The organism is Siccirubricoccus deserti, assembly GCF_014283215.1.
In the GTDB taxonomy this organism is placed as follows: Bacteria; Pseudomonadota; Alphaproteobacteria; order Acetobacterales; family Acetobacteraceae; genus Siccirubricoccus; species Siccirubricoccus deserti.
In genome coordinates this window covers 1-10,149 of record NZ_JACOMF010000087.1, presented here as the reverse complement: position 1 = coordinate 10,149, position 10,149 = coordinate 1, and the positions used below count along the sequence as shown (strand labels likewise).

Genomic DNA, 10,149 nt, shown 5'->3' with positions numbered 1-10,149 from the left:
GATCATGGTCGCCGCTGCCGGCCCGCAAAGACGCGGAAACCACGCTGGGCCACCGGCCCTGCCGTGACCATCGCCACGATCTCCGCCGCGATCTTCGCTCCGCCGAGAACCGACGGTTCGATCGCATTGGCGAAGTCCGCCGGATCGCTGCAGATCAGGCGCAGGTCGATCACTGCCAGGTCGCGGGCAAAGGCTTCGCGCAGGATCGCGTCGTTGAACAGGGTGAGCCCCGCCACGGCCAGCCGCTGCCGCGCGGCGTCCGGAAAGCGCGGGTCGTAGATCTGCCACTGACGGTTCAAGGTCGAGCCTCACGCTCAGCCGGGTTGTCATGCAGAGCCTCCGGGATACGACGGTCTCACCGCTTCGCTGCGGCATAACTGCTGGCGCGCTCGCGCGTACAAATCTGCGGCGTCTTTCCCGGCTTCGTGAACTTGCCGGTGCCGCTGCACGCCGTCAGCCGTCCTGGCCGGGCATAGCGCCCGATGTTGTCCGTTCTTGGCCCCGAGAAGGTGGCCAATCAGCGTCGCCATTTGGGGCCAACGGACCGTACATCTCCTTGCTGGAACCCCGTACAGGCCGCGATGTTGGGGCTGCGGCGACCGTTCCATCAAATGGCGGGGATAAAGCGCATGCGGATGGATACGCGGCGGCATGCTGGCCGTCACGATCTTGCAATCGACGGGCGGCCACAGGTGGAGCCCCGCGTGGCTAGGTCCGTGTTGTTGTCAGGCCTCCTCGCAGGTGCCGCGGGAGTTGCAGCAATGACGGTTGCCGAGAAGGCCGAGCAGGCTCTCACCGGCCGTCCAAACTCCTATGTCCCCGCCCACACACTGGAGCGGTTGCTCGGTCTGCCACGCCGGCCGGACCGAGAACGTCCGTGGATGAACTGGGCAATGCATTGGGGCCAGGGCATCGCGCTTGGCGTCGTGCGTGCCGCCATGGGCAAGCGTGGCATCGGCGGGCCTGCTGAATCATTCCTGTTCCTAAATCTGCGACTGCTGAACGACCAGGCATTGGAGAACGCGACCGGCGTCGGTGCACCGCCCTGGACATGGCCGCGGGATGAGCAGGCGATCGATTTGCTGCACAAGGCCATCTACGCCTTCGCTGCCGGTGCCGTCGCGGATTGGCTCGTAGATGGGAGCGCCGCACCTGACTGCCGTCGCGTTACCTTGGTGCATGGGTCGCCCGATCGGACGTGTTCGGGTAGGCTGGGCTGGGGGCGGGTCCTCGACCACAGGGGCCACCCACTATGCCGTTCAAGACCGATGCCGACCGCCGGCCTCACATTGCCAAGCAGCGGCACCGGGTCACCAACTGGGCCGAGTACGGTGCCGGCCTGCGCGCCCGTGGCAGCCTCACCATATGGTTCACGGCGGAGGCGATTGAGGGGTGGCGAGCCTAGGCGCGCAGCGGCCGAGGTGGTCAACCGAAGTACTCGCACCTGGCGATCGCAACCGCCCTGACGCTGCGCGCGGTGTTCCGCTTGGCGCTGCGCCAGACCAAGGGGCTGATCGGGTCGATCTTGAACCTGCTTGGCCTGGATCTCGCCGTGCCTGACCATTCGACTATGAGCCGCCGGGCGGAGACGTTGGAGGTGTCACGGCCGCGCTGCGGGGGCGAGCCCGTGCACCTGCTGGTGGACAGCACTGGTCTGCGGCTGTGCGGCCCCGGCGAGTGGCTGGAGGAGAAGCACGGCAGCAAGCGGCGTCGGGCCTGGAAGAAGCTGCATCTCGCCACCGACGCCGACACCGGCCGCATCGTCGCCCCGTTGCTGACCGACAAGGACGTCGACGACGGTTCGCTGACCGGGCCGCTGCTGGACCGGCTTAATGGTTCGGTCACGTCCCTCACCGGCGACGGAGCGTACGATCGGGACGATGTCTACGCCGCGGTCGTGGCGCGCCATCCAAATGCGGCCGTTGTCGTGCCGCCACGTTCGAGCGCGGTGCCGAGCGAGGCGACCGCGCCGACACAGCGGGATCTGCATCTCCGCTGCACCGCTGAGCGCGGCCGGATGGGCTGGCAGCGGGCGTCTGGGTACAACTGTCGTGCTTTGGTCGAGTCCGACATCTCGAGATGGAAGCGCGTCATCGGCAACGGGCTACGCGCGCGCACCGACGGGCGGCAGGAGACTGAAGTGGCCATCGCTGCCAACGCGCTGAACTGCATGCTCGACCTCGGACCCGGAGTACGTCCGCGTCGCATGAACCCGAACGCGAGTAGGGATCAGTGCGTCCATGCCGCCGACCCATGCAACATAGTGGGGAATAGACCTAACGGACAGTGCCAGGGTTGGTCGCAAACATGACCAGCAGCGTTGGGCGGGTTCCGACATCGATGACACCGACCGCGTCAAGTGGGCACCAGTGAACATCCCCCCTCGCCGATCGGACGAAAGCTATCCTCGGGCGAGAGGGTTTCGACTACCTTGAGCAAATCCCATTCGTGCCGACTTTTAGCCGGCTTCTTCGCTTCGAGCAGATAGACTGGGTGAAGCTTGCGCCCGTCCTCGCGGATGCGGCCTGGCCCGAAGCAGTCATCATCGGTTGGCATGGCCTTCATGCGGGCGATGACGGCGGCGCCATCCCGCTTGGCCTCTGCCACGCCCATGTCCGACACCGCCTTTAGATAGTGCATTGTCGATGAGTAGATGCCGGCCGTCACCATGTTGGGATACAGCTGTGGCGTCTTCGGCTGCACCCGGGCCTGCCAAGCGCGGGTGCGGTCGTTCAGATCCCAATAGTAGGTCGCGGCGATCTGCAGCCCCTGCGCTTCCTGCAGCCCCATCGAGTGGATCATCGTGTCATAGGTCATTAGGCCGACGATCTTCATCCGGCGGGCAATGCCAAATTCACGCGCCTGCTTCACGCAGGTGATGAGGTCTGCACCTCCGTTACAGAGCCCCAGCACCTTGGCACCGGATGCTTGAGCCCGAAGCAGGAACGACGAAAAATCCGTCGTCCCAGGAAAAGGATGGAAAACCGTTCCCGTGACCCGGCCGCCCCCACCCTGCACAACCAAGGTAGTATCCCGCGCGAGCTGATGGCCGAAGGCATAATCGGCACCCAGGAAAAACCAGCTGTCGCCGCCCTGCCGTAGGACCGAGGAGCCCAAGGAGCGCGCCAGCATCGCGGTGTCCCACACCCAATGGATGGTATTCGGGCTGCATTGAGCTCCAGTCAGGTCGCTGGTACCGGGACCTGATGCCAGGAATACCTTGTTCTTCTCCCGAGCGATCGTGTTCACCGCCAGCGAGGTGGCAGAGGTGGAGACGTCGACCAGCGCGTCCAATCCATCTTGGTCGATCCATCGCCGCGCAGTCGCCGCAGCGACATCGGCCTTGTTCTGGTGGTCGGCGACCAAAACATCCACGTCCCAGCCACGGGCGGAGACATTGAAATCCTCCAACGCCTGCCGCGCACAGACCTCCGACGGCCGACTCAGATCGGCATAGGGCCCAGACAGGTCGGCGATGATGCCAAGCCGAAGCCGCGGCCGACCCGTCCCGTTCACCTGGGCGCGTGCGGAGATGCTTACGCCGGCAGCGGCTGCCGCGCCCAACATGGCCCGGCGAGTATAGTCTGTGGTTACCATCGTCACTTCTCCAATATTATTTTTGGTCTGGCTTGGGTGCAGCTGAATACATCTGCCCATTCGGGGCCTGCGGCACCGGGTACCAAGCTTTGCACGTTCAAGAACGCCTAAGCCAGTGGATGAATCCGACGGATGGTACCTTCGTCACTATGGGCCAGCCCGGCGATCCGAAGGGCTCAGGCATCCGGTCTGGCCGCCGTGGCAGTTTTGCAGCGGACGGCAATCCTCGCGCTCGCGGTGGCGAACTACGGCGTGAACAGCGCTTACGGGAACGGCTTGAGGCGACGGGGCGCGCTCTGATTCCATGGCGACCTTGGCGGGAGGCGGCGATGGCACGTCGGCGCATCGGGCAGGAGGACCTCGTCGCACGGCCGGGCCCACGGGCGGCATCGTCGCTGGCGGACCTTGCCGCGCTGATCGACTGGGCCGAAATCGGCCGCCATCTGGCCGGCATCTCGTCGGCGGCCACGGGCGAACTTGGCGGGCCATCACTAGCCTTCTTCCGCGGCCTGCTGCTGACGAGCTGGCACGACCTGTCCGATATCAAGTTGGCCGAAGCGCTGGACGATCGCTCCAGCTTCCGTCGCTTTTGCGGCTTCGCCGCCCACGAGCCCACGCCCGAGCGGGCCGCCTTCGTCCGCTTCCGCCGCGAGTTGGTCCGGTGGCGGGTGACCATCGACACCACCGTCCAGCCCAAGGCGGTGACGCACCCGACCGACAACAAACTGCTGCAGAGTGGAATCGACATCCTGGCGCGGCTGGCCCGGCGGCACGGGATCCGGCTGCGCCAGTCCTACCTGCGGGTGGCCAGGCGTGCCCGGCGCGAGGCCGCCAAGCTGATCCATTCGGGGCGCACCCGCCACGCGGAGCGGCAGGTCCGGCAGCTGCGGACCTGGCTGGGTCGCCTGTTCCGCGACATCGGCCGCGAGACCGCGGGCAGTGCCGTCATCCAGGCCGCCTTAGCCGGGCCGCTCGGGTTCGTCGCCCGGCTGCTGCAGGCCCGGTACGAGTTCGGGTGCAAGGTCTCGCTCGCCACTACTAATGCCGCAGCCCCTGGCGGGCAGTTCGTCCTCGGTGCCCGCGTCCTGCCGCGCAACGACCGTGTTGCATGGGTTGGCGGTGTCGCCGCAACAGGCCCTATCCGCACCCGGGTTATGCGACGCGGACATACTCCGGGCGCCCAAGCACCAGCATGCGGTTCAGCGCGCCGCCGGCAATGGCGATCTCGGTCGCCTGGCGCCCGTTCGTGCGCGAGCGCAGCCCATCCTCGATCACCCGCTTCCAGCGCGCAATATCGACCTCGACCAGGGCACGGCAGTTGTAGCCGGACGCCGCCTGCCAGCCCATACGACCGCGCTCCGCGACGGCGGCGATGTGCCGATCGCGCTGTGTCGGCGTGGTCGCGGACGTGGCGCTCGGCACCGCGCCCGAGCGCGGCGGCACAATGACGGCCGCTTCGGGATGCCGTGCGGCAACCTCGGCGTAGACGTCGTCGCGGTCGAATGCGCCGCCGGCGGTGAAGGGCGCCACGGGACCATGGACCCGGTCGAGCAGCGGGCCGACCTGGGAGCCGTCGTCGGCATCCTTGATCCGGCCGGTGTCGGCGTCCGTGGCGAGGTGGAGCTTTCGCCACCACCGGCGCCTTCGCGTCCCATGCTTCTCGACGAGCCACTCACCGGCTCCGCACAGCTGAAGGCCGGTGCTGTCCACCAGCAGGTGCACCGGACCTGCACGCGAGCTTGCCCCCCGCAGCGGCACCTCCAGCGTCTCGGCTCGGCGGCTCAGGGTGGTGTGGTCGGGCACGGCGAGGTCGAGACCGAGGCGCTGCAGAATGGACCCAATAAGCCCCTCGGTCTGGCGCAGGGCTAGGCGGAACACCACCCGCAGGGTCAGCGCCGTGGCGATCACCAAGCTCGAGTAGCGCGGCTGCCCGCCACGAGTGGTGCGCGCCTCAGCGTTCCAGGCCGCGACCGCCTTCCGTGAACCAGAGGGTCAAGCTGCCACGAACGCGCAAGCCGGCGTCGTAGGCGGCACAGCTCGTCACCCGGTGCCGCTGCTTGGGGATCCGGTGTCGACGATCGGCAAGCATTTTGAACGGCAAGAGGGGTGTCCCTGAAAGATGGAGGGGACTTGCCCGACCTCATCCTACTCCGAGGCACCCCGCTACCCGATCCCTGCAACAAAGTGCCAATACAGCGCGAACCTTCCGTCACGCGCAGGGCATCCTAGTCGCCGCAAGGGCCACGATGGTGAACAAGGTCACCCAAAGCGATGAACCCCAGCTCGACGCGCGGCGAGCGCAGCTATGGCGAGTTGCTGGCCCAGGCATTGAAGTATATCCGCTGCATCGAGGAGTTGGTGGAGGCCCCGGTGATGATGCCCTCCACCTCGCTCGACCGAGGCAACAGGATCGTGCTCAGGAACCCCTTCGCGGGGTAAGCTCTCCGTGCGATCACTGTCCCGCGCCCGGCTCCACGATCGTGATTGTCGGTGCGCCAGGCGGCAGTTGGAAGGTGTCCATCAGCACGGCGTCCTCGGTGCCTAGGTTGGCGGCCGACATCGGCGTGTTGGCGGGCATGTAGTAGCATGTACCCGCCGGCCAGACCGAGTTGGGCTTGCCTTCGACGAAATCCGTGATCGTGCCGGACAGCACGCAGGTGTGGCCGCCATGCTGGTGAACATGGATGCCGACCCGTGTCCCAGCCCGGCGGATACCCCGCGTGATCACGAGGCGCTGCCCGTCCGAGGTAAGCGTGTCGAGCACCACCGTCACCTCCTCAAGCCCACGAATGATGCCGGGCGGAACGGCGCCGTTGACGGTGCTCACCGACGGGCGCGCTCCATGGTGGCCGGTATGGGGATCGGCGGTCTGGGCGGTCAAGGGATTCGCCGCGGCGAAGCTCAGGCCGAGCGCAAGAGCGGTAAGGCGCAGGATCATGGCGGTCCTTGTGGGTGGCATGCGTGAATTGAAGGGAGGGGCACCTGCCACGGCAGGCGGTGAACGCTGGGCGGATGTCCCCGCTAAGGCAGGATGTCAAGTGTGTGTACCGGACCCGGTTCGCTGGAAGCGTGTGGGCACTATGCAGCGCGCTTCTGGCTCATGTGGAGCCAAGCGGCGCGGGCTGAGTTCGCCGATGCGCTTCATGGCGGTCGAGTTTGATGCGGGCGGCATCAGCCTCGCGCTCCTTGAGCGTACCGTCGAGGGCGACGTCTTCCTTGTGCCGCCACTGCTCGAGTTTGAAGATGGGAACTGCGGGCATTGCGGTTCTGTTGCGTCCTTGCACGTCCGCACTGACCGGCTACACTTTGGAGCATGGCGAAGCGGCGGCGGATTGACCGGGCACGGCAGGATCAGTGCTTCAAGGGGCGGCAGTTCACGGCCGAGGTGATCCTGTGGGCGGTCCGCTGGTATTTGATGTTCCCGGTCAGCTATCGCGACCTCCAGCTCATGCTCGCCGACCGCGCCGTCGCGGTCGCCCACACCACCCTTTTCCGCTGGATCCAGGCCTATGCGCCGGAGATTGCGAAGCGGCTCCGGCCGCACCTGCGTCCGAGCAACGGCTCGTGGAGAGTCGACGAGACGTATGTGGAGGTGAAAGGCCGCTGGATGTACCTGTACCGCGCGGTGGACAGCCGCGGCCAGACCATCGACTTCCTGCTCTCGGCCAATCGGGATGCCGAGGCGGCCAAGCGATCCTTCCGCAAGGCGCTCGGGCAGCCGCACACGGTCACCCCACGCACCATCACCGTGGACAAGAACCCCGCCTACCCGTGCGCCGTCTCGGAGATGAAGCAGGATGGCGAGCTCTGGCGGCGCTCGCGGCTACGCCAGGCCAAGTTCTTGAATACATCGTCGAGCAAGATCACCGCCGCCTGAAACGCCTGGTCAGACCGGGCCTTGGCTTCGGCGGCTTCCACACGGCGCGACGAACGCTGGCGGGCTACGAGGTGATGGCGATGGTCAGGAAGGGGCAGGTTCGGCGGATTGGCGGACGCGATATGCAGGCCCAGGCCAGCTTCATCGCCTAGTTGTTCCAGATCGCCGCCTGATCTGCCGCCTGCCGCGGTCACTCGCAATCGACCGCAAACTTTGCAACAGAACCGGCCAGGCTCCCCGAGATGATACGAGGTCGGCTGAGGTCGTCGAGCCAGACCGCGACGCCGGCGGCAGCGAGATCCTGCAGTGCGTGAGCCATGTCGGTCTCCTTGTCGGCCGACTCGCGCCCCGCCCGGGACAGGGGAACCGCCGCAAACCCTTCAGCGCCTCCGAGGAGGAATGGCTCCCCTTCCCGTCAAAGGGCCCGCCGGTAGCTCTGGGGCATCGCCTTGCCTCTGCGACGAACACTCTTGGCGGCATCGCGCGATCTGCGGCGGACGATCCAGTCCGCTTGGGCCGAGCTAGTAGCTTCGCCGACCGAATAAGCGGCGCCACCACGGTGGGCCAGGCTCATCCTCGATCCAGGCGTAGCCTTCTTCGTTCCCCCTACCCAAGGCCGTCCAGCCGGGTGATCCGTGCAACAGGGTGCCCGGTCACTCCAGCCACTCGACATCGGGCCAGTAGATGACGGTCCCATTCTTTCCCCACTCGTCCGTAACGATGCCGCGCAAGATCGCGGCTGCCTCGGCACAGTCCTCCGCGGCCTCCACTATGCTTGCAAGCGCCCCCCTATACCCTCCATCGCCAATGCCATCGGTGAAGACCGCTATACACTTGCGGCCATACATGCCACGCCCGCTGTAGGAGTCCGCGCTATATCCGGCCGCTTCGATGACGCGGAGGAGCCACATTTGACGCTTACGCATACGGGCGTTTGCCCGGACGGTTGGTTCGCACATCGTCTGCCAGTCCTCGTATAATGTTCGTTGATGCTGCGCTGTGGGTTGTATTCACTCAAAAGTTAAAAGAGTCGTAAAAACTGCGGGTCTACCGAAAAAGGGGTTGTGTTGCAGATGCCGCCGATGGGTATGCGAAGCACCGGCGCGGGGCGGATCAGCGCGTTTCAAGCGGCGATCGGGAACAGCTCGGCGACGAAGCGGGCCTGAGCCGCCATGTCACGTGCGCCAACCTTCCTGACCTGCCCCTTCCTCATCATCGCCATCACCTCGTAGCCTGCCAGCGTTCGTCGTGCTGTGTGGAAGCCGCCGAAACCCAGCCCCGGCCGGACCAGGCGCTTCACGCGCCGATGATCCTGTTCGACGATGTTGTTGAGGTACTTGACCTGGCGTAGCCGAGAGCGCCGCCACAATTCGCCGTCTGCTTTCATCCCAGCGATCGCGCGCGGATAGGCCGGGTTCTTGTCGACCGTGATGGTGCGCGGGTTCGCCGTGTGCGGCTGCTGCAGCGCCTTGCGGAAGAACCGCTTCGCAGCCGCCGCATCTCGCTTCGCGGCGAGCAGGAAGTCGATGGTCTGGCCACGGCTGTCGACCGCGCGGTACAGGTAGGTCCAGCGCCCCTTCACCCGGATGTAGGTCTCGTCAACGCGCCATGAGCCATTCGACAAGCGTAGGCTTGGCCGGGCCCGCTTCTCGAGATCGAGCGCATAAGCCTGTATCCAGCGGAACACCGCCGTGTGGTCGACGCTGACACCGCGATCTTGCAGCATGAGTTCCAGGTCGCGGTAGCTGATCGGGAACATCAGGTACCAGTGAACCGCCCACAGGATCACCTCGGCGGTGAAGTGCCGGCCCTTGAAGGCCACATCGGCCTTCAGCTTCCGCAGTCGATGATCCCGCACCATACCCGAGAATGGTCTGCTCCCAAGGCTGGGGCAAACTGTAGCGCGACAATCTGGAAGCGAGGCGCGCGACAATCAGGATGAGAGACTGAGGTCGCGGCGTGTGGATGATTGTCGCGGCGCGGCGGTGAGGCAAGAGGATTCGGGCTTCGCGCGACAATCAGGCTGAGGCGTTGATTGTCGCGCGGGTAGGCGGACGGCCTGGCCCGCGCTTTCGCTCGACGGCGGCACGCCTGCGGTAGCTCTCGACGTTCATCTCGAAGATGGTGGCGTGGTGGACGAGGCGGTCGACGGCGGCCAGCGTCATCACCTGGTCGGGGAATATACGGTCCCATTCGCCGAAGGGTTGGTTGGCGGTGATGAACATCGAGCGGCGTTCGTAGCGGGCGGCGATGAGCTCGAAGACCACGCTGGTCTCGGCCTGATCCTTGGTGACGTAGGCGATGTCGTCGAGAATCAGCAGGTGGTACTTGTCGAGCTTGGCGATGGCGGCCTCGAGCTGCAGGTCACGCCTGGCCATCTGCAGCTTCTGGACGAGATCGGTGGTTCGGGCGGACAGCACACGAAAGCCGTTGTCGACCAGGGCATAGCCGAGGGCGGCGGCGAGATGGCTCTTGCCGATGCCGGGTGGCCCGAAGGCCAGCAGGTTGGCGCCCTTTTTCTAGGTTGGCAAAGCTTGCTGGCATGCTCGGTGCTCGAGTGCGGCGAGATATCCTGCTGGATCGCGGCGAAAGCGGGTGCGCAGGGTTCGGGCGAGACGCCTCGGCTCAAGGCGCTGGCGGAGGTCGCGCCATCGTTCTCGGCTGACCCGGCCGAG

11 protein-coding genes and 4 pseudogenes are annotated in these 10,149 nt (G+C 65.9%); 5 read left to right on the top strand and 10 right to left on the bottom strand.

The annotated features are described in order from the left end of the window. Positions 1 to 2: 2 nt before the first annotated feature. Positions 3 to 299: a hypothetical protein gene (locus H7965_RS26810; protein WP_186773606.1), complete on the bottom strand. Its 297-nt coding sequence runs from the start codon at positions 297 to 299 to the stop codon at positions 3 to 5. 953 nt (positions 300 to 1,252) lie between these two features. Between H7965_RS26810 and H7965_RS26805 the strand changes: the two are divergent. Next, a pseudogene (locus H7965_RS26805) lies at positions 1,253 to 2,221 on the top strand (IS5 family transposase); the annotation flags it as partial. A gap of 134 nt (positions 2,222 to 2,355) precedes the next feature. On the opposite strand, the gene H7965_RS26800 reads toward H7965_RS26805, so the two are convergent. After that, the gene (locus tag H7965_RS26800; protein WP_186773605.1) at positions 2,356 to 3,597 is read right to left on the bottom strand and encodes an ABC transporter substrate-binding protein; all 1,242 of its coding nucleotides are present in this window, start codon (positions 3,595 to 3,597) and stop codon (positions 2,356 to 2,358) included. Between the two features lie 119 nt (positions 3,598 to 3,716). Between H7965_RS26800 and H7965_RS31830 the strand changes: the two are divergent. Continuing rightward, positions 3,717 to 4,199, top strand: a pseudogene (locus tag H7965_RS31830) (transposase); the annotation flags it as partial. Here the strand turns inward: H7965_RS31830 and H7965_RS26795 are convergent. Both H7965_RS26795 and H7965_RS26790 read right to left on the bottom strand, forming a co-directional pair. Next, positions 4,089 to 4,442, bottom strand: a complete 354-nt coding sequence (locus H7965_RS26795; RefSeq protein WP_186773607.1) for a hypothetical protein — start codon at positions 4,440 to 4,442, stop codon at positions 4,089 to 4,091. The pseudogene H7965_RS31830 and the gene H7965_RS26795 overlap by 111 nt on opposite strands. Positions 4,443 to 4,749: 307 nt before the next feature. Continuing rightward, positions 4,750 to 5,698, bottom strand: a pseudogene (locus H7965_RS26790) (IS5 family transposase). Positions 5,699 to 5,868: 170 nt separating this feature from the next. On the opposite strand from H7965_RS26790, the gene H7965_RS26785 reads away from it, so the two are divergent. Further along, on the top strand, positions 5,869 to 6,036 hold the full coding sequence (locus H7965_RS26785) for a hypothetical protein (RefSeq protein WP_186773604.1): 168 nt from the start codon (positions 5,869 to 5,871) through the stop codon (positions 6,034 to 6,036). A 13-nt stretch (positions 6,037 to 6,049) separates the two neighbouring features. Here H7965_RS26785 and H7965_RS26780 read toward each other — a convergent pair whose 3' ends face one another. Together H7965_RS26780 and H7965_RS26775 are read right to left on the bottom strand one after the other, a co-directional pair. After that, positions 6,050 to 6,535 carry a cupin domain-containing protein gene (locus H7965_RS26780; protein ID WP_186773603.1) on the bottom strand — a complete coding sequence of 162 codons (486 nt, stop codon included), beginning with the start codon at positions 6,533 to 6,535 and terminating at the stop codon, positions 6,050 to 6,052. Positions 6,536 to 6,695: 160 nt separating this feature from the next. Next, a complete protein-coding gene (locus H7965_RS26775; protein WP_186773602.1) occupies positions 6,696 to 6,857 on the bottom strand; it encodes a hypothetical protein in 162 nt (53 codons plus the stop codon). Positions 6,858 to 6,910: 53 nt separating this feature from the next. Between H7965_RS26775 and H7965_RS26770 the strand changes: the two are divergent. Beyond that, positions 6,911 to 7,626: pseudogene (locus H7965_RS26770) on the top strand (IS6 family transposase). Between the two features lie 38 nt (positions 7,627 to 7,664). Here H7965_RS26770 and H7965_RS31385 read toward each other — a convergent pair. From H7965_RS31385 to H7965_RS26750, 4 genes are all read right to left on the bottom strand, one after another. After that, on the bottom strand, positions 7,665 to 7,793 hold the full coding sequence (locus H7965_RS31385) for a hypothetical protein (RefSeq protein ID WP_261394400.1): 129 nt from the start codon (positions 7,791 to 7,793) through the stop codon (positions 7,665 to 7,667). 334 nt (positions 7,794 to 8,127) lie between these two features. Further along, positions 8,128 to 8,385, bottom strand: a complete 258-nt coding sequence (locus tag H7965_RS26760) for a hypothetical protein (RefSeq protein ID WP_186773601.1) — start codon at positions 8,383 to 8,385, stop codon at positions 8,128 to 8,130. Positions 8,386 to 8,597: 212 nt separating this feature from the next. Next, complete coding sequence (locus H7965_RS26755) at positions 8,598 to 9,308, bottom strand: IS6 family transposase (protein WP_390624622.1); 711 nt, start codon at positions 9,306 to 9,308, stop codon at positions 8,598 to 8,600. A 184-nt stretch (positions 9,309 to 9,492) separates the two neighbouring features. Next, positions 9,493 to 9,954, bottom strand: a complete 462-nt coding sequence (locus tag H7965_RS26750) for an ATP-binding protein (protein WP_315898712.1) — start codon at positions 9,952 to 9,954, stop codon at positions 9,493 to 9,495. Here H7965_RS26750 and H7965_RS30530 point away from each other — a divergent pair. Continuing rightward, the coding region (locus H7965_RS30530; RefSeq protein WP_222440837.1) for a hypothetical protein at positions 9,940 to 10,149 on the top strand (210 nt) is incomplete at its 3' end. The genes H7965_RS26750 and H7965_RS30530 overlap by 15 nt on opposite strands.

Coding starts and splice junctions, on each gene's coding strand:
- H7965_RS26800 (WP_186773605.1), bottom strand. CDS start 3,597: ATGGTAACCACAGACTATACTCGCCGGGCCATGTTGGGCGCGGCAGCC.
- H7965_RS26795 (WP_186773607.1), bottom strand. CDS start 4,442: ATGGATCAGCTTGGCGGCCTCGCGCCGGGCACGCCTGGCCACCCGCAG.
- H7965_RS26785 (WP_186773604.1), top strand. CDS start 5,869: ATGAACCCCAGCTCGACGCGCGGCGAGCGCAGCTATGGCGAGTTGCTG.
- H7965_RS26780 (WP_186773603.1), bottom strand. CDS start 6,535: ATGATCCTGCGCCTTACCGCTCTTGCGCTCGGCCTGAGCTTCGCCGCG.
- H7965_RS26775 (WP_186773602.1), bottom strand. CDS start 6,857: ATGCCCGCAGTTCCCATCTTCAAACTCGAGCAGTGGCGGCACAAGGAA.
- H7965_RS31385 (WP_261394400.1), bottom strand. CDS start 7,793: ATGGCTCACGCACTGCAGGATCTCGCTGCCGCCGGCGTCGCGGTCTGG.
- H7965_RS26760 (WP_186773601.1), bottom strand. CDS start 8,385: ATGTGGCTCCTCCGCGTCATCGAAGCGGCCGGATATAGCGCGGACTCC.